This window comes from Enterococcus sp. SMC-9, from assembly GCF_021011285.1.
Classification (GTDB): domain Bacteria; phylum Bacillota; class Bacilli; order Lactobacillales; family Enterococcaceae; genus Enterococcus_C; species Enterococcus_C montenegrensis.
Window position 1 is genome coordinate 75,175 of the sequence record NZ_JAILYE010000006.1, and the last position, 16,447, is coordinate 91,621.

24 protein-coding genes are annotated in these 16,447 nt (G+C 39.9%); 2 read left to right on the plus strand and 22 right to left on the minus strand.

Going from position 1 to position 16,447, the window contains the following annotated elements; all coding sequences use genetic code 11:
* Nucleotides 1–24: 24 nt before the first annotated feature.
* From K4422_RS10315 to thiD, 21 genes are all read right to left on the minus strand, one after another.
* Complete coding sequence (locus tag K4422_RS10315; RefSeq protein WP_016173531.1) at nt 25–210, minus strand: type Z 30S ribosomal protein S14; 186 nt, start codon at nt 208–210, stop codon at nt 25–27.
* Between the two features lie 18 nt (nt 211–228).
* Nucleotides 229–768 (minus strand): 50S ribosomal protein L5, encoded by a 540-nt coding sequence (gene rplE / locus K4422_RS10320; protein WP_230711069.1) that lies wholly within the window; start codon nt 766–768, stop codon nt 229–231.
* 23 nt (nt 769–791) lie between these two features.
* The gene (gene rplX / locus K4422_RS10325) at nt 792–1,103 is read right to left on the minus strand and encodes a 50S ribosomal protein L24 (RefSeq protein WP_016173529.1); all 312 of its coding nucleotides are present in this window, start codon (nt 1,101–1,103) and stop codon (nt 792–794) included.
* Nucleotides 1,104–1,137: 34 nt separating this feature from the next.
* The gene (gene rplN, locus K4422_RS10330) at nt 1,138–1,506 is read right to left on the minus strand and encodes a 50S ribosomal protein L14 (protein WP_016173528.1); all 369 of its coding nucleotides are present in this window, start codon (nt 1,504–1,506) and stop codon (nt 1,138–1,140) included.
* Nucleotides 1,507–1,557: 51 nt separating this feature from the next.
* Nucleotides 1,558–1,821 (minus strand): 30S ribosomal protein S17, encoded by a 264-nt coding sequence (gene rpsQ / locus K4422_RS10335; RefSeq protein ID WP_016173527.1) that lies wholly within the window; start codon nt 1,819–1,821, stop codon nt 1,558–1,560.
* Nucleotides 1,822–1,845: 24 nt separating this feature from the next.
* Nucleotides 1,846–2,034 carry a 50S ribosomal protein L29 gene (rpmC, locus tag K4422_RS10340; protein WP_002288664.1) on the minus strand — a complete coding sequence of 63 codons (189 nt, stop codon included), beginning with the start codon at nt 2,032–2,034 and terminating at the stop codon, nt 1,846–1,848.
* Entirely contained in the window at nt 2,024–2,458 is a 435-nt protein-coding gene (gene rplP, locus K4422_RS10345) for a 50S ribosomal protein L16 (RefSeq protein ID WP_010742757.1), read from the minus strand. Before rplP ends, rpmC begins: the two co-directional genes overlap by 11 nt.
* A 2-nt stretch (nt 2,459–2,460) precedes the next feature.
* On the minus strand, nt 2,461–3,126 hold the full coding sequence (gene rpsC / locus K4422_RS10350) for a 30S ribosomal protein S3 (protein ID WP_206903380.1): 666 nt from the start codon (nt 3,124–3,126) through the stop codon (nt 2,461–2,463).
* A gap of 13 nt (nt 3,127–3,139) precedes the next feature.
* A complete protein-coding gene (rplV, locus tag K4422_RS10355) occupies nt 3,140–3,487 on the minus strand; it encodes a 50S ribosomal protein L22 (RefSeq protein ID WP_173103866.1) in 348 nt (115 codons plus the stop codon).
* A 22-nt stretch (nt 3,488–3,509) separates the two neighbouring features.
* Nucleotides 3,510–3,788, minus strand: a complete 279-nt coding sequence (rpsS, locus tag K4422_RS10360) for a 30S ribosomal protein S19 (RefSeq protein ID WP_071864217.1) — start codon at nt 3,786–3,788, stop codon at nt 3,510–3,512.
* A gap of 42 nt (nt 3,789–3,830) precedes the next feature.
* A complete protein-coding gene (rplB, locus tag K4422_RS10365) occupies nt 3,831–4,664 on the minus strand; it encodes a 50S ribosomal protein L2 (RefSeq protein WP_173103867.1) in 834 nt (277 codons plus the stop codon).
* Between the two features lie 37 nt (nt 4,665–4,701).
* On the minus strand, nt 4,702–4,992 hold the full coding sequence (locus tag K4422_RS10370; protein WP_173103868.1) for a 50S ribosomal protein L23: 291 nt from the start codon (nt 4,990–4,992) through the stop codon (nt 4,702–4,704).
* Nucleotides 4,992–5,615: a 50S ribosomal protein L4 gene (gene rplD / locus K4422_RS10375; protein ID WP_206903379.1), complete on the minus strand. Its 624-nt coding sequence runs from the start codon at nt 5,613–5,615 to the stop codon at nt 4,992–4,994. Before rplD ends, K4422_RS10370 begins: the two co-directional genes overlap by 1 nt.
* Nucleotides 5,616–5,643: 28 nt before the next feature.
* Nucleotides 5,644–6,273, minus strand: a complete 630-nt coding sequence (gene rplC / locus K4422_RS10380; RefSeq protein ID WP_206903378.1) for a 50S ribosomal protein L3 — start codon at nt 6,271–6,273, stop codon at nt 5,644–5,646.
* A 28-nt stretch (nt 6,274–6,301) separates the two neighbouring features.
* Nucleotides 6,302–6,610: a 30S ribosomal protein S10 gene (gene rpsJ / locus K4422_RS10385; RefSeq protein ID WP_002290443.1), complete on the minus strand. Its 309-nt coding sequence runs from the start codon at nt 6,608–6,610 to the stop codon at nt 6,302–6,304.
* Between the two features lie 316 nt (nt 6,611–6,926).
* A complete protein-coding gene (gene phnE, locus K4422_RS10390; RefSeq protein ID WP_206903377.1) occupies nt 6,927–7,736 on the minus strand; it encodes a phosphonate ABC transporter, permease protein PhnE in 810 nt (269 codons plus the stop codon).
* Between the two features lie 9 nt (nt 7,737–7,745).
* Nucleotides 7,746–8,546: a phosphonate ABC transporter, permease protein PhnE gene (gene phnE / locus K4422_RS10395; RefSeq protein WP_206903376.1), complete on the minus strand. Its 801-nt coding sequence runs from the start codon at nt 8,544–8,546 to the stop codon at nt 7,746–7,748.
* A gap of 9 nt (nt 8,547–8,555) precedes the next feature.
* On the minus strand, nt 8,556–9,308 hold the full coding sequence (gene phnC, locus K4422_RS10400) for a phosphonate ABC transporter ATP-binding protein (RefSeq protein WP_206903375.1): 753 nt from the start codon (nt 9,306–9,308) through the stop codon (nt 8,556–8,558).
* A 248-nt stretch (nt 9,309–9,556) separates the two neighbouring features.
* The gene (locus K4422_RS10405) at nt 9,557–10,615 is read right to left on the minus strand and encodes a phosphate/phosphite/phosphonate ABC transporter substrate-binding protein (RefSeq protein WP_206903374.1); all 1,059 of its coding nucleotides are present in this window, start codon (nt 10,613–10,615) and stop codon (nt 9,557–9,559) included.
* 370 nt (nt 10,616–10,985) lie between these two features.
* Nucleotides 10,986–11,534 carry an ECF transporter S component gene (locus K4422_RS10410; protein ID WP_230711070.1) on the minus strand — a complete coding sequence of 183 codons (549 nt, stop codon included), beginning with the start codon at nt 11,532–11,534 and terminating at the stop codon, nt 10,986–10,988.
* The gene (gene thiD, locus K4422_RS10415; RefSeq protein ID WP_230711071.1) at nt 11,531–12,355 is read right to left on the minus strand and encodes a bifunctional hydroxymethylpyrimidine kinase/phosphomethylpyrimidine kinase; all 825 of its coding nucleotides are present in this window, start codon (nt 12,353–12,355) and stop codon (nt 11,531–11,533) included. The genes K4422_RS10410 and thiD overlap by 4 nt, the downstream gene beginning before the upstream one ends.
* A 191-nt stretch (nt 12,356–12,546) precedes the next feature.
* On the opposite strand from thiD, the gene K4422_RS10420 reads away from it, so the two are divergent.
* Together K4422_RS10420 and K4422_RS10425 are read left to right on the plus strand one after the other, a co-directional pair.
* Entirely contained in the window at nt 12,547–13,980 is a 1,434-nt protein-coding gene (locus K4422_RS10420) for an aminotransferase-like domain-containing protein (protein ID WP_206903371.1), read from the plus strand.
* 32 nt (nt 13,981–14,012) lie between these two features.
* Nucleotides 14,013–14,735: an NADPH-dependent oxidoreductase gene (locus K4422_RS10425; protein WP_206903370.1), complete on the plus strand. Its 723-nt coding sequence runs from the start codon at nt 14,013–14,015 to the stop codon at nt 14,733–14,735.
* A 385-nt stretch (nt 14,736–15,120) separates the two neighbouring features.
* Here K4422_RS10425 and tuf read toward each other — a convergent pair whose 3' ends face one another.
* Nucleotides 15,121–16,308 carry an elongation factor Tu gene (gene tuf / locus K4422_RS10430; protein WP_206903369.1) on the minus strand — a complete coding sequence of 396 codons (1,188 nt, stop codon included), beginning with the start codon at nt 16,306–16,308 and terminating at the stop codon, nt 15,121–15,123.
* Nucleotides 16,309–16,447 lie beyond the last annotated feature (139 nt).

Sequence of the window (16,447 nt, forward strand, 5' to 3'; positions counted from 1 at the left end):
TACCTCCTTTATGCGAGTATTTGTTTACCAGCTAGCTTTCTTCACGCCGGGAATTTGACCTTTATAGGCAAGTTCGCGGAAGCAAATACGGCAAAGTTTAAATTTACGATAAACTGAATGTGGACGTCCGCAACGTTCGCAACGAGTGTAAGCTTGTGTTGAATGTTTAGCAGGACGTTGTTGTTTAGCAATCATTGATTTTTTAGCCACGTAGTTCGCCTCCTTTAATTATTTTTGGAATGGCATGCCTAATTGTGTCAGCAATTCACGTGATTCTTCATCAGTGTTGGCTGTTGTCACAATAACGATGTCCATCCCGCGTACTTTGTCGACCAAATCGTAATCAACTTCAGGGAAGATTAATTGTTCTTTGATACCTAAAGTGTAGTTACCGCGACCATCGAATGATTTTTTACTTACACCATGGAAGTCACGGACACGTGGTAGTGAAACACTTACCAATTTGTCTAAGAATTCATACATGCGTTCGCCGCGCAAAGTAACTTTGGCGCCGATTGGCATACCTTCACGTAAACGGAAGCCGGCAATAGATTTTTTAGCTTTTGTAATCAATGGTTTTTGACCAGCGATTAAAGTTAATTCTTCTACTGCTTTATCTAAATTTTTCGCATTTGAAACAGCATCACCCACACCCATGTTGATAACAATCTTTTCAACTTTTGGTGCTTGCATCACTGAATTATAATTGAATTTATCCATTAAAGCTGGAACTACTTCTTTTGAGTATTTTTCTTTCAGGCGGTTCATTTAGTTGCCCCTCCTTCCTTAAATTATTTATCTAAAACTTCACCGGTTTTCTTGGAAACGCGGACTTTTTTACCGTCAACTTCTTTGTAGCCAACCCGAGTAGCTTCACCGTTTGATGGGTCGATGATCATGACATTTGATACATGAATCGGAGCTTCCATTTCAACGATTCCGCCTTGCGGAGCAGCTTGAGAAGGTTTTTGGTGTTTTTTCACGATGTTAACACCTTCGACTACAACTTTATCTTTTTTCGGGAAAGCTTCTAAAACAACGCCTTCTTTGTTTTTGTCTTTACCAGTGATAACTTTGACTTTGTCGCCTTTTTTAATAAACATTACTGTTTCGCACCTCCTTTTAAAATAGGTTTTCTTATAATACTTCTGGTGCTAGGGAAACGATCTTCATGAAGTTGTTTTCACGCAATTCACGGGCAACAGGGCCAAAGATCCGAGTTCCACGAGGGCTTTTATCGTCACGGATAATTACCGCAGCATTTTCATCAAATTTAATATAAGAACCGTCAGTACGGCGCGCACCTGATTTAGTGCGGACGATGACCGCTTTGACAACGTCGCCTTTTTTGACAACCCCACCTGGCGTTGCTTGTTTAACTGAAGCAACGATCACGTCTCCGATGTTAGCAGTTTTGCGACCTGAGCCACCTAGGACTTTGATCGTCAAAATTTCACGCGCACCTGAGTTATCAGCAACTTTTAATCGGCTTTCTGATTGGATCACGGTTGTATCCTCCTTTATCGCTTTATTTATCTACCAAGTTCCAAAGTGTAATTAGATAATTACAGCTTTTTCAACGATTTCTACTAGACGGAAACGTTTAGTAGCAGATAATGGACGAGTTTCCATAATTTTCACGATATCGCCAACTTTTGCTTCGTTGTTTTCATCGTGCGCTTTGTATTTCTTAGAGTAGTTCATGCGTTTACCGTAGATAGGGTGGTTTTTCTTTGTTTCTACAACGACAGTAATGGTTTTATCCATTTTGTCAGATACCACGCGACCTTGGTAAACTTTACGTTGATTTCTTTCAGTCATACCGCTAATGGCCTCCTTCCACAATTACTTCGCTTGTTCACGCAACACAGTTTTGATGCGTGCAATCGATTTACGTACTTCTTTGATACGTGCAGTGTTTTCTAATTGACCGGTTGCTAATTGGAAACGCAAGTTGAACAATTCTTCTTTCAATTGTTTTTCCTGATCAAGCATTTCGGCAGTGGTTAATTCTCTGATTTCTTTAACCTTCATTCGATTCACCACCCATTTCCTCACGTTTTACGATCTTCGTTTTCATTGGTAATTTGTGAGAAGCAAGACGTAATGCTTCACGAGCAACTTCTTCAGGAACACCGGCGATTTCAAACATGATTTTACCGCGTTTAACTGGTGAAACCCAACCTTCAGGAGCCCCTTTACCTTTACCCATACGTACGCCAATCGCTTTAGATGTGTATGATTTATGAGGGAAAATTTTAATCCACACTTTCCCACCACGCTTCATGTAACGAGTCATAGCGATACGTGAAGCTTCGATTTGACGGTTGGTGATCCAATGTGATTCAACAGCTTGTAAGCCGAATTCACCAAAAGCAATCTCTTTACCGCCTTTTGCTTCTCCGCGCATTTTACCACGGAATTCACGACGATGTTTTACACGTTTAGGTACTAACATGTTTATTTCCCTCCTTTCTTAGTGTCTTGAGCGTTCTTTTTCGTTGGCAAGATTTCGCCACGATAGATCCACACTTTAACTCCTAATTTTCCGTAGGTAGTATCTGCTTCTTCCCAAGCGTAGTCGATATCGGCACGCAATGTATGAAGTGGAACAGTACCTTCTGAGTAGCCTTCGCTACGAGCGATATCAGCACCGTTTAAACGGCCAGATACCATTGTTTTGATCCCTTTAGCGCCTGAACGCATTGTACGTTGGATCGCTTGTTTTTGAGCGCGACGGAACGCAACCCGGTTTTCTAATTGGCGTGCAATTCCTTCACCAACTAATTTTGCATCTAAATCTGGTTTTTTGATTTCCACGATATTGATGTGGATACGTTTGCCAGTTAAGCTGTTTAATTGTTTACGTAAGTTTTCAACTTCTGAACCACCTTTACCAATTACCATACCTGGTTTAGCAGTGTGGATAGAAACGTTCACGCGGTTAGCAGCACGTTCGATTTCAACAGTAGAAACTGCAGCGTCAGCTAATTTAGTCGCGATAAACTTACGGATTTTCAAATCTTCGTGTAAGAAGTCAGCATACTCTTTTTCAGCATACCATTTTGCATCCCAGTCGCGGATGATGCCTACACGCATTCCAATTGGATGTACTTTTTGACCCACTGATTATCCCTCCTTATTTTTCTGATACGACTACAGTGATATGACTTGTACGTTTGTTGATTGGTGAAGCTGAACCTTTAGCCCGTGGACGGAAACGTTTCATTGTTGGTCCTTCGTTAACAAAGGCTTCGGAAACAACTAAGTTTTCAACATCTAAGTCAAAGTTGTTTTCTGCATTCGCAACTGCTGACATCAAAACTTTTTCGATGATTCCGGCAGCTTTATTTGGTGTGAACTTTAAGATTGCAATTGCATCAGCAACGCTTTTACCTCTAATTAAATCAATCACTAGACGAGATTTGCGAGGAGATACGCGAATTGTTTTCGCAGTTGCTTTAGCTTTTGTAATTTGTTCTGCCATGATGATATCCTCCCCTCAAATATTAACGTCTTGTTTTCTTATCGTCGGCAGCGTGCCCGCGATAAGTTCTGGTTGGTGCAAATTCACCTAATTTATGTCCTACCATGTCTTCTTGAATGTAAACTGGGACATGTTTGCGTCCGTCATAGACAGCAATCGTAAAACCGATAAAATTCGGAAAAATTGTTGAACGACGTGACCAAGTTTTGATGACTTTTTTCTTTTCGGCACCTTGTTGTGCTTCGACCTTTTTCATCAAGTGTTCATCGACGAAAGGCCCCTTCTTTAAACTACGACCCATGGTGAACCTCCTTCCAAAATGTAGACCACATGGTCAAAAACCTTATTTAGCTTTGCTACGACGTACGATAAGTTTGTCTGAAGCAGCTTTTTTATTACGTGTTTTGTAACCCAATGCAGGTTGACCCCAAGGTGATACTGGAGCTTTACGTCCGATTGGAGCTTTACCTTCACCACCACCGTGTGGGTGATCGTTAGGGTTCATTACGCTACCACGAACTGTAGGACGTTTACCCATCCAACGAGAACGACCAGCTTTACCAATGTTAATCAATTCGTGTTGTTCGTTACCAACAGAACCGATTGTTGCACGGCAAGTTGCTAAGATCATACGTACTTCGCCTGAGTTTAAGCGGATTAAGACATATTTGCCTTCTTTACCTAATACTTGAGCGCTTGTACCAGCTGAACGGATTAATTGTCCGCCTTTACCTGGTTTCATTTCGATGTTGTGGATAACAGTACCAACTGGGATGTTTGCAAGTGGTAATGCATTCCCAACTTTGATATCAGCTTCTGGACCAGAAACCACTGTCATACCTACTTCTAAGCCTTTTGGAGCTAAGATGTAAGCTTTAACACCGTCTGAATAATGTACTAACGCGATGTTAGCAGAACGGTTTGGATCATACTCGATTGTTTTAACAGTAGCAACAACGTTATCTTTGTTACGTTTGAAGTCGATTACGCGGTATTGACGCTTGTGACCGCCGCCTTGGTGACGTACAGTGATACGACCGTTGTTGTTACGACCGGCATTGTTTTTCAACGGTGCCAACAAAGTTTTCTCTGGAGTGCTTGTTGTAATCTCAGCAAAATCAGAGCTTGTCATGTTACGGCGACCATTTGAGGTAGGTTTGTACTTTTTAATTGCCACGCCTGTTTCCCTCCTATTTAGTAGTAGAATTTAATGCTTATTCAGCTTCGAAAATTGTAATTTCTTTTGATGCTTCAGTTAAAGTAACGATCGCTTTGCGACGTTTCTTTGTGTATCCTGCATATTTGCCCATGCGTTTGAATTTCGGACGCACGTTCACGATATTAACGTTTTTCACTTTAACACCGTCAAAAGCAGCTTCAACTGCTTGTTTTACTAAAGTTTTGTTCGCTTTAGTGTCCACTTCGAAAGTGTATTTCTTGTCATCCATGGCAAGCATAGATTTTTCAGTGATCACTGGGCGTTTGATAACGTCTAGTAAGTTCATTATGCAAGCACCTCCTCAATTTGAGTCAGAGCAGCTTGAGTTGCTAACAATTTATCGCTTGAAACTACGTCCAATACAGATACGTTGTTTGAAGTAACAACAGTCACGTTTGGTAAGTTACGAGCTGATAAAGCAGCAAAGTCGTTGTCTGCTTCAAGTACAACTAATACTTTAGAATCAACTGACAAGTTAGCTAAAACTTGTTTGAATTCTTTTGTTTTTGGTGCGTCAAAGCTTAATGCATCAACTGCAACCATTTTGTTTTCAGCAACTTTTGCTGATAAAACAGATTTCATTGCTAAGCGACGAACTTTTTTAGGAAGTTTGTAGCTGTATGAACGTGGAGTTGGTCCAAAGACAACGCCACCGCCACGCCATTGTGGTGAACGGATTGAACCTTGACGAGCACGACCAGTTCCTTTTTGGCGCCATGGTTTACGGCCACCGCCTCGAACTGCGCTACGGTTTTTCACAGCGTGTGTTCCTTGTCGTAATGAAGCGCGTTGCATGATGATTGCATCGTAGACAACACTTTCATTTGGTTCAATTCCGAAGATTTCTTCGTTTAATGTGATTTCGCCATTTTGGCTACCATCTTGTTTAAATAATGCAATATTCGGCATTCCTAAGTTCCTCCTTCCTTAAGTTTACTTATTTTGCTTTCACAGCAGATTTAATAGTAATCAATGATTTTTTCGCGCCAGGAACGTTACCTTTGATTAGGATTACGTTACGTTCAGCATCAACACGAACAACTTCCAAGTTTTGGATTGTTACGCGGTTGCCACCCATGCGGCCTGCTAGACGTTTGCCTTTAAATACCCGGTTAGGTGCTACAGGACCCATTGAACCAGGACGACGGTGATAACGAGAACCGTGAGCCATTGGTCCGCGGCTTTGGCCGTGACGTTTGATTACGCCTTGGAATCCTTTACCTTTAGTTGTACCAGTTACATCGATGACATCTCCAGCTTCGAAAATATCAACTTTGATTTCTGATCCTACTTCTAAGCCCTCTAGCTCAACATCCTTGAATTCGCGAATGAAGCGCTTAGGAGCCGTGTTTGCTTTTGCAACATGACCTTGCGCAGGTTTGTTTGATAAAACTTCACGCATATCTTGGTAACCGACTTGAACTGCTTCATAGCCGTCGTTTTCCACTGTTTTAAGTTGTAATACTACGTTTGGAGTAGCTTCAACAACTGTTACAGGTACTAACTCACCAGATTCAGTGAAGATTTGAGTCATTCCCACTTTTTTCCCTAAGATTCCTTTGGTCATGATTACACCTCCATCTTAATTTGATTAATTATAGTTTGATTTCAATGTTAACGCCGCTTGGCAAGTCTAGCTTCATTAAAGCATCAACTGTCTTCGGTGTTGGATTCACAATGTCGATTAGACGTTTGTGAGTACGCATTTCGAATTGTTCGCGAGAATCTTTGTATTTATGAGTCGCACGAATAATTGTGTACAAGCTGCGTTCTGTTGGTAATGGAATTGGACCTGACACAGAAGCTCCAGTTCTTTTTGCAGTTTCTACGATTTTATCCGCTGATTGATCTAAAATACGATGTTCATACGCTTTTAAACGGATACGAATTTTTTGTTTTGCCATTGTTTTCCCTCCTTCGCCTATTTTGAAAAGTAGACATAGCTCCACGAAAATTTCCGTCACGCTCGTCCATGGCAAAGCGTCCGGGCGTGTCGCAACCTCTCGTTTCGTAGCCGGTAGAATAAAACCTTATTCCACCAGTGCTTTTCACACATTTGTAAGCAGCACCTTTATGATTATAGTATATCTAAGTAGTGTTGGCAAGGATTTTTTATTGATTTCATGCACTTTTCACCACTTTTTATTTGTAAAGGTTTTCATTTTAGATTTTAAAAAAGGCACCTCTAAAAAATCAGAGATGCCTTTTTTGATAAAATTTTTAGCCATTAATTAATTTTGCACGAATTTTATTTGAAACGACTTCAACGATTAAGATTAAAACGATTAAGCCGATTAAAATTGAGCCAACTTGATTCCACTTGTAACCGTTAATAGCAAACATCAACGGTGAACCAATACCACCGGCACCAACTAAACCTAAAATCGTCGCATCCCGTAAATTCATATCAAAACGATAAATCGTAATCGAAACAAAGTTACTTAGCAATTGCGGTAAAATTCCAAAACGGATTTTGTCGAAGGTCGTAGCCCCAATCGAGGTCATTGATTCCAAAACGCCAGTATCAATTGTTTCAATTGCATCAACATAAAGCCGAGAAACCATCCCAATCGAAGTGACTGACATCGTCATTACCCCAGCAAAAGGACCCGTCCCTGTTACCCGTACGAACATCAACCCATAAACCAAAGCCGGCACAGTTCGGATAATGACCACCAAAAAGCGCGTCAAAATATAAACTGGTTTAGGCATAATACTAGGTGACATCAAAAAGGCAATCGGAATTGAAAAGATCGAACCTAAAATAGTTCCTAAAAAACCGATACAAATTGTTTCAAATAATAAATAGGCAACCCCAGTACTAGAGAAATCAAAAAGAAAATTCAGATCCGGTGTCACAATCCCTTTTAAAATATTCAAGGCAACTTGGGAGCCATCCGTACTGGTTTTATTAATTTTAATGGCCGTCAACGACCAGATAAACATTCCGACAACGATTAAAGCAATCGTAGCGTATTGTACTTTTTTATTGGGCTCTTTTGCCAATTGTTTTTCTACTAATGTATTCATGGCGTCCCCCTATTTTAATTTCTGACGCAAGTATTCACTTAACATCTCGATTAGCGCAACAGTGACAATTAACATCAATAAAATGGAACCAACACTGGCATAATCGCGCCAGCCTAAACGTTCATTTAACAATAAACCTAAACCACCGGCACCAACATAGCCTAAAATAGACGCATACCGGACATTTCCTTCAAAACAGAAGATTGAAGTCGATAAATAATTAGGTAAAATTTCTGGTAAAATGCTATATCGGAAAGCTTGAATCTTAGTTAAACCAAAAGATTCCATCGCTTCAAAAGTTCGCATATCAATTGTTTCAATTTGTTCGTACATAATTTTACCAACATAGGAAATGGTAAACATAAAGATAGCGATCGTTCCGGCAAATGCCCCTAAACCTAAAATGAAAGTAGCAATCAAAGCAACGACTAAAGTTGGCAATGTCCGCAATACGCTCAAAATAAATTTGAAAATACCGGCAACGAACCGATTTTTAACAATATTAATAGAAGATAATACCGCAAAAGGAATCGCCAATAGCGAACCGATAATTGACCCGAGCAATGACATTTTAATTGTTTCTAATAATGGTCCCCAGACCCGATTCATGTATTTCCAATTTGGCGGAATCATGTCGCCGATAATAACAAAGAACTGTTTACTTCTTAAAATTAAAGTGCTAAATGAAAAATTCGTTACGTCTGCTGCTACAAACATGAAGATTACTGTAATTAAAATATAAATTGGCAAAAATGACCGTTTGCTCGTCACTTGTTTGCCATTACTTAAAGTTAATGTCTTTTTAAACAAGCTGACCACCTACGCTTCCACAGGTTGATTTTTGCCGTAAATTTCATCCAAGATGCTTTGATTCACTACATCGGTTGGTCCGTCATAAACGATTTCACCTTGACGAATCCCAATAACACGATCACAATATTCTAACGCTAATTCCACATGGTGAATATTCAACAAAATAGAAACATTCATTTCTCGATTGATACGACGTAAATCTTCCATAACTGATTTTGCTGTAACAGGATCAAGAGAAGCTACCGGTTCGTCAGCTAAAATAATGCCTGGCTTGCGGGCTAGCGTGCGGGCTAAAGCGACCCGTTGTTGTTGCCCACCGGAAAGTTGATCTACTCGAGTATAGGCTTTGTCTAAGATCCCAACATTATCTAATGCTTCTAGCGCACGGATTTTATCTTCTTTGGGGAAAATCCCTAAGGTCCGACGCCACAAAGGCATGTCTGGCACTGAAGAAACCAAAACATTTTTTAAAACCGTAGAACGTGTTACTAAGTTAAAAGATTGGAAAATCATCCCAATATTTTTGCGGAATTCACGAATTTCTTTTCCTTTTAATTGACTAACATTGACATCATTAACAAGTAACGTGCCAGAATTAATGTCGTGCATGCGGTTAATACAACGAATTAAAGTAGACTTCCCTGCGCCGGAAAGGCCGATAATTGCCACGAATTCACCTTGTTGGATTTCTAAATTAATGTCTTTTAGTGCAACGGTACCGTTAGGATAAACTTTTTGCACATCTTCAAATTTAATCATTGCTGTATCCTTTCACACTGAAGTTTTAATAATTACTAATTACTGTCGAAAAACACTTTTTCCCACAATAAGACGAAATTTTAATTTCACTGCAAAGCCATCCTGCCTCAGGTAAAAGCTTTTACTTGGCAAGAACCATTAAAATTTCGGCTTATCCCGTAAAAATTTCCAGCATTGCAAACAGAAAGGAAGGGATTGTGTTAATGAACACAACCCCTGCTTTACTATTTTTCGTGCTAGTTGCGCGATTATTCGCTAATTTTTTTGATTAATTCTTGTGCTTTTTTCTCATCGTCGTAATCAGAAGCTTTTGCTTCTTTATAACCTTCGTGGTTGTAAATGCTGATTACTTTTTTACCTTCATCTGTTTTACCAATTTCAATAAAAGCTTTGCTTAGTGCTTTTTTCAATTTTGCGTCCATGTTTGGTGCATTTTTGCTGACGCTGATTGTGTCGTTATAGATTGGGTCTGTTACACCGATAACGTTTGTTTCAGACCAAATATCATTTTTACGACCAAATTCTTTTGTCCAAGTGTCAACATAGTCTAAACGTGCATCGGCATAGGCCATCACAACGTCGATTTGACCAGCTGCTAAACGGGCAAATGAACTTGCATAAGAGTCAGATTGAACCGCATCTTTTAAATCTAATAATGTTTTATCGTAGTTTTTGTTCATCCATAAGGTTGGGTAGATGTAACCTGCTGAAGATGAAGAGTTTGCCATTGCCCAAGAAGCACTGTTTAAATCATTCCAAGTCAATTTTTCACCAGCGTTAACTTTTTTAGCTAAAGCTTGGCCTTTTGCTGAAGGACCTGCAATAATCAATGCGCGGTAGTAAGCAACTTGTTCGTCTGTGTTTTTTGTTGGTTTTTCATCGTTCCAAACTTTCGCATCGTCTGAATCAATGGATAAACCTTTCCGTGTTGCAGTTAATAATACGTCTGTTCCATCTTCGTATAAGACATACGTCCCACCTGGAATGAAACCAACATCAAGCGTACCAGAAGACAATGATTCACCAACCGCTTCATAACTCGTACCAACAGAGATATCCACGTTTTCGATGTTATAGCCTTCTTTTTTCATTTGGTCTTTCAAAAGATTTTTCAAAGGTTCAGTAGCTGTTACGATTTCATCTGCGTCACGAGACGGTACAAAACCAATTGTCAGCTTTTCCAACTTGATGTTACCATCGGCATCTTTTTCACCTTTGCTATCATTTGATGAAGAATTACCACAGCCAGCTAGTAAAAGCATCGCTGCCGCACTTGCCAAACCCACTTTCAAAACTTTTTTAAACATAATATCCTCCCATAATGAATAACTACAGCACAGATTTCACTGCGAACAAATAATAACATAATTTAAACTGCTTGAAAAGACGAATATTTTTAAAAAAGGCAGGGAATTTGTCTAGTTTTTAGGTAAATAATACTTGAAAGATTCCCTTCACTTTTATTATTCAATAATGAAAAGAAATTTCTTAATTGCTAACCATAACCAAAAAAGGCTTGTTAATATTTTTTCTAAGAGATAATCGCTTTTTACTACGCTGAAAACCGGATAAAACACGAACATTCCCCACCAAGTAAAAAAAACTACTGTCTGTATTCTATGGTTTTAGCGCCTTAACACTTCGCCAAAACTATTTTTACAAACAGTAGCTTTTAAATTAAACAAAAGAACGTTTCATCGTAGCAGTCAAAGCTTTTCTTAGCGGAAAGTACAAAAAGGCTACAATCAAAACAGTCATGCTAACATTGATTAACGTTGCTGGTAATTTCGCCGTTGCGCCTACAAAAGCTGCCTGTACGTTCGCTCCAGCGATGGCTAACATCACTGTATTTTTGATTTGGGTCATTGCCACTTTTGCAATCCCTGTCACACAACCAATGACAACAACTTGCCAAAGCGCTGTTGGTTTTTTCTTAAAAAGAAGTAACGCCCCATAGGCTGCTGCACCAACAATAAAGCTCTCCAAAATAAAATACGGTGCTTCTGTGGCGTAGCCGTTTAACATATCAAAGATGAAAAAGCCCAACCCACCTGCTAATGAACCTTTAAAGTAGCCTAATAATAAAACTGCCAATAATAATACCGCATTGCCTAAATGGACAAAAGCCCCGGTGGGTAGTGGAATTTTAATCGTGGTTCCGATTACAGTCAAAGCAGTAAACAACGCTACTAAGACAATTGCTTGGACGGAAAAATCTTTTTTCATTGGATGGCCTCCATTCTTTTTTGCGCCTTGTTGTAAGCACCATGCCAGACGTGTCCGACATAAGGATTAATCTGCACGCCTTCTTTAATAGCAGCGGCGACAAATTGTTTGGCCATCGCCACAGCTCGTTTCATCGGAGCCCCTTTAGCCAGACCGGCTGTCACTGCCGCAGCAAAAGTACATCCCGCACCATGATTGAAATCGGTTTGGTACAATTCATTTTCAAAGGTAACAAATTCAGCCCCGTCGTAAAATAGATCAATAGCTTTATCACTTCCTAAGCGATGACCGCCTTTTATGACAACGTTTTTTGCCCCTTGTTGCCAAATGGCCCGGGCCGCTTTTTTCATATCCGCAAGATTAGTCAAATCACCTAGCTCCGCTAAAATTCCGGCCTCTACTAAATTAGGGGTGGTAATCGTCGCCAGCGGTAATAAATATTTTTTGATTGCCGTAACTACTTCCGGTTGCAAAATTTGCGCCGTACCTTTACAGGCAATAACTGGATCGACGACTATATTTTCCACCTGCTGCTTGTCCAAAAAATCAACAGCCGCTAAAATATTGGCATCATTTCCCATCATCCCTGTTTTCAAAGCTGCCATACCCGATCCGGCAAAAGCAGAAATAAGTTGCTTTAACAACAGTTCAGCCGGTAATTCCGTCACTTCATGGGACCAACCTGTTTTAGGATCCATTGTGACGATCGAAGTAATACTCGCAAAACCAAAAACACCGTATTCCTCGAAGGTTTTCAAATCGGCTTCCAATCCGGCACCACCGGTAGAATCAGAACCCGCAATTGTTAATACCTTTTTCATTTGACCACTCCTTTTTAAATACCTATTATTAGCCCATTTTTGCTAAACTCATTTTTGCGGGATACTAATTTTAAGTATAGGGCTTGTACTTCTTGACGGAAACGACCAATTGGTTTATTTTGAAACCAACCAATTAATTTTTGGACTATAATTTCTAGAAAGCAAAATCTTAATTTTACAAAGGAGCATTTATGACTTTAAACCGTAAAAGTAAAACACCTTTGTTCCAACAACTAATGGAAGTTATCATCGCAGAAATCGAATCTGGAAAATTAGCCCCTGGTGATCGCCTCATGCCCGAGCGAAAAATGGCCGACTTTTATCACGTTAACCGTTCCACTGTCAACCACGCATTAGAAGAGTTAACCAGTTTAGGCTGGCTTGTCCGCAAACAAGGCAGCGGAACCGAAGTCGCCAAGGGTCGGTGGGGCTCGCGGCAAGCACCACAATTTCAATGGCAGCATTTATTGGCCAGTCGCAGTCAGCAAGATCCTTACAGTAAAGCCCAAAACCAATTGCGTAAAAACTTGCAAACAATCGATTTAGCCAATGGCGAGCTACCCCAGGACTTAATTCCGGCTTTTAAATTTCCGGCTTTATCCTGGGACCAAATTATTAAAGAAGAAAAAAATTTGCGGGATACTGGCTATTTGCCCTTAAAGGCTACAATTACAAAAAAATTAGCCCAAAAATTCCAGCTCTCCTTAAAAAATCAGGACTTATTGATTACTGCTGGCTCGACGCAGGGAATTTCACTAATTTTGCAGACACTCTTACAGCCTGGTGATGTGATTGCCACAGAAGATCCGTCATTTTTATTTGCACTACCTCTTTTTCAGTCGCTGGGATTGCGGCTAGAAGGCATTGCCACCGATCACGAAGGAATTATGCCCAGTGAATTAGAAAAGCAGATTTTAGCAAAAAAAGTAAAACTACTCTATTTAAACCCTACTTTTCAAAATCCAACTAGTCGCTGCCTTTCTTATGAACGTCGGCTAAAAATCATTGAAATCTGTCGCAAGTATTACGTCCCCATTATTGAAGACGACATCTTTGGCGAGTTAGATTTCACGACCCCAATTCCTAAATTAAAGGAAATTGCGCCCGAACAAGTGCTCTACCTTGGTTCTTTGTCAAAAATTTTTGGTTCCAGTATTAAAATTGGCTGGCTGTTGGCTCCTAAAAATTTGATTTCATCCCTTGCTAATACGAAAAAGTCATTGGATAGCGAAACCAACTTATTCACCCAAATATTGGCCAACATTGCCTTAAGTAGTCCTGAATACGATACCCAACACGCCCAACTCATCAAAGAACTTGAACAACGCAGCCAGCTATTGTGTGAAACTTTTGCCCCCTTTAAAACAGATTGGGAATTCACAAAAATTAAAGGCGGCCTTTATTATTGGTTTACGTGGCAACACCAAAATTTGAACCGCAAAGATTGGCAACTATTTTTCGAGGAAAATTTATTGGTCGCACCCTCTTTTTTCTTTAGTAATGATACAATGTCTATGCGAATAAATTATACCCAGCTAACGCCGGAGCTGGTAACGACGCTGGCAGAAAAAATGGAACGAATTACTCGCAAGCTTTTACGTAAGACACCTTCAACAAAGGCATAGCACAAACAATTTCTAATTTTAGGAGGCAGAAAATGAAGGACGTTATCGCATTATTGAAAAACCACCGTAGCTATCGCAACTTTGACGAAAACTACGAGCTAAAAGATGAACAGCTACAAGAAATTTTAGCTGCCAGTCGCCAAGCACCGTCTTGGATGAATGGCCAAGCCTACTCGATCATTGTGGTAAAAAATAAAAAATTGCGGGAAAAACTAGTTGAATTAAATCCTAGTAATCCCCACATGCTCCACAGCTCTGTCTTTTTATTATTTGTGGCCGACTTACAGCGCACCCAATTAGTTGCTTTAAAACAAGGCGTGGATTATGCCGTAACAGATAGTCTGAATCCCTTGATTATTGCAACGACAGATGCCAGTTTAGCATTGCAAAATGCGGTCACTGCAGTAGAAGCATTGGGTCTTGGCAGCGTGATTGTCGGCAGTGTACGTAATCAAATCGACCAAGTCAGTGAACTTTTCAATTTACCACCTTACGTTTACCCAATCGCTGGTCTTAGCATTGGAAAACCCACTGTTGAAATGCAGGTAAAACCTCGTCTACCAGAAAAAGCCGTCATTCATTACGACACTTATCAAGCATATGACTATCAATTAATCGAAGATTACGACCAGACGATGAAAAAATTCGGCGAGGCCCGTGAAACAAAACTTTGGACTAAAAAATTCGCCGACTACTACAAAGAACCGCGGAACGTTCATTTAAACGACTATTTAAAAAAACAACATTTACTTTAAAAATCAACTACCACCCGTCATTTCTTTCACACAAAAACCCTACAATTTGAAGAGGACGCCACGCAAAGGGCTTGTTTTCAAATTGTAGATTTTTTTACTTTTATTTCGCCTATTGTACTCGTTTTAAGGATAGCTTACGAAATAAACTGCGGCAAAAAACAGACTCTTTACTAAAAAAGCTGCTGTGAATTGCTGGATACTCCTATGTAAATAATAAAAAAAAGAAGCAGGAATACTGCTAACTCTCACCTTATGGTCTTAGATATCTATTTTTTAAAGCACGGTTTAAATCTAGCAGTAAAAAGCCGCTATAGGAAATTTACATTTTTTCTTATAGTCAAAAAAAGAAGCAAAATCCGAAGATTTTGCTTCTAAAGTTCAAGAATTATTTTTCGATTGTTGTAACAACGCCTGAACCAACAGTACGTCCGCCTTCACGGATTGAGAAACGAGTACCGTCTTCGATCGCGATTGGGTGGATTAATTCAACGTCCATAGTAACGTTATCGCCAGGCATAACCATTTCAGTACCTTCTGGTAATTCAACAACACCTGTTACGTCAGTTGTACGGAAGTAAAATTGTGGGCGGTAGTTTGTGAAGAATGGAGTGTGACGTCCGCCTTCTTCTTTAGTTAAAACGTAAACTTCTGCCGCGAATTTTGTATGTGGAGTGATTGAACCTGGTTTAGCCAATACTTGACCACGTTGGATGTCTTCACGAGCCACACCACGTAATAATGCACCAATGTTGTCGCCAGCTTCAGCGTAATCCAACAATTTACGGAACATTTCAACACCTGTTACAGTAGTTTTAGCAGTTTCTTCAGCGATACCTACGATTTCAACTTCGTCACCAACGCGAACTTGTCCACGTTCAACACGACCAGTTGCAACAGTACCACGACCAGTGATTGAGAATACGTCTTCGACTGGCATCATGAATGGTTTGTCAGTATCACGAACTGGAGTTGGGATATATTCGTCAACTGCAGCCATTAATTCTAAGATTTTTTCTTCGTATGAAGCGTCGCCTTCTAAGGCTTTCAAAGCTGAACCTGCGATAACTGGAGTGTCGTCGCCTGGGAAGTCGTATTCTGACAATAAGTCACGAACTTCCATTTCAACTAATTCTAATAATTCTTCGTCGTCAACCATGTCCATTTTGTTCAAGAATACGACGATGTAAGGAACACCAACGTTACGTGACAATAGGATGTGTTCACGAGTTTGAGGCATAGGACCATCAGCAGCAGATACTACTAAGATCGCGCCGTCCATTTGAGCAGCACCAGTGATCATGTTTTTAACGTAGTCCGCGTGTCCTGGGCAGTCAACGTGAGCGTAGTGACGGTTTTCAGTTTCATACTCAACGTGAGCAGTTGAAATTGTGATACCGCGTTCGCGTTCTTCAGGTGCACCATCAATTTGATCGTAAGCAGAAGCTTGTGCTAGACCTTTTTTAGATAATACAGTTGTAATTGCAGCTGTAAGAGTAGTTTTACCATGGTCAACGTGTCCGATAGTACCGATGTTTACATGGGGTTTAGAACGGTCAAATTTTTCTTTTGCCATTTTAAAATGTTCCTCCTAAAAATACGTAATAGTTTTTATTTTTTGATAGGTAAACTGCCGCAAGCGACAGTTTGCCCTTATCATCGTTAATTATTGTACACGAATTTTTTTAAAAAATATAGCTCTTTTAAAAAAATCC

Coding starts and splice junctions, on each gene's coding strand:
- rplV (WP_173103866.1), bottom strand. CDS start 3,487: ATGGCAGAACAAATTACAAAAGCTAAAGCAACTGCGAAAACAATTCGC.
- phnC (WP_206903375.1), bottom strand. CDS start 9,308: ATGATTAAATTTGAAGATGTGCAAAAAGTTTATCCTAACGGTACCGTT.
- rpsQ (WP_016173527.1), bottom strand. CDS start 1,821: ATGACTGAAAGAAATCAACGTAAAGTTTACCAAGGTCGCGTGGTATCT.
- K4422_RS10410 (WP_230711070.1), bottom strand. CDS start 11,534: ATGAAAAAAGATTTTTCCGTCCAAGCAATTGTCTTAGTAGCGTTGTTT.
- K4422_RS10405 (WP_206903374.1), bottom strand. CDS start 10,615: ATGTTTAAAAAAGTTTTGAAAGTGGGTTTGGCAAGTGCGGCAGCGATG.
- rplX (WP_016173529.1), bottom strand. CDS start 1,103: ATGTTTATTAAAAAAGGCGACAAAGTCAAAGTTATCACTGGTAAAGAC.
- rpsJ (WP_002290443.1), bottom strand. CDS start 6,610: ATGGCAAAACAAAAAATTCGTATCCGTTTAAAAGCGTATGAACATCGT.
- tuf (WP_206903369.1), bottom strand. CDS start 16,308: ATGGCAAAAGAAAAATTTGACCGTTCTAAACCCCATGTAAACATCGGT.
- rpsS (WP_071864217.1), bottom strand. CDS start 3,788: ATGGGTCGTAGTTTAAAGAAGGGGCCTTTCGTCGATGAACACTTGATG.
- K4422_RS10420 (WP_206903371.1), top strand. CDS start 12,547: ATGACTTTAAACCGTAAAAGTAAAACACCTTTGTTCCAACAACTAATG.
- K4422_RS10370 (WP_173103868.1), bottom strand. CDS start 4,992: ATGAACTTACTAGACGTTATCAAACGCCCAGTGATCACTGAAAAATCT.
- rpmC (WP_002288664.1), bottom strand. CDS start 2,034: ATGAAGGTTAAAGAAATCAGAGAATTAACCACTGCCGAAATGCTTGAT.
- K4422_RS10425 (WP_206903370.1), top strand. CDS start 14,013: ATGAAGGACGTTATCGCATTATTGAAAAACCACCGTAGCTATCGCAAC.
- rplE (WP_230711069.1), bottom strand. CDS start 768: ATGAACCGCCTGAAAGAAAAATACTCAAAAGAAGTAGTTCCAGCTTTA.
- thiD (WP_230711071.1), bottom strand. CDS start 12,355: ATGAAAAAGGTATTAACAATTGCGGGTTCTGATTCTACCGGTGGTGCC.
- rplD (WP_206903379.1), bottom strand. CDS start 5,615: ATGCCGAATATTGCATTATTTAAACAAGATGGTAGCCAAAATGGCGAA.
- rplC (WP_206903378.1), bottom strand. CDS start 6,273: ATGACCAAAGGAATCTTAGGGAAAAAAGTGGGAATGACTCAAATCTTC.
- phnE (WP_206903377.1), bottom strand. CDS start 7,736: ATGAATACATTAGTAGAAAAACAATTGGCAAAAGAGCCCAATAAAAAA.
- rplP (WP_010742757.1), bottom strand. CDS start 2,458: ATGTTAGTACCTAAACGTGTAAAACATCGTCGTGAATTCCGTGGTAAA.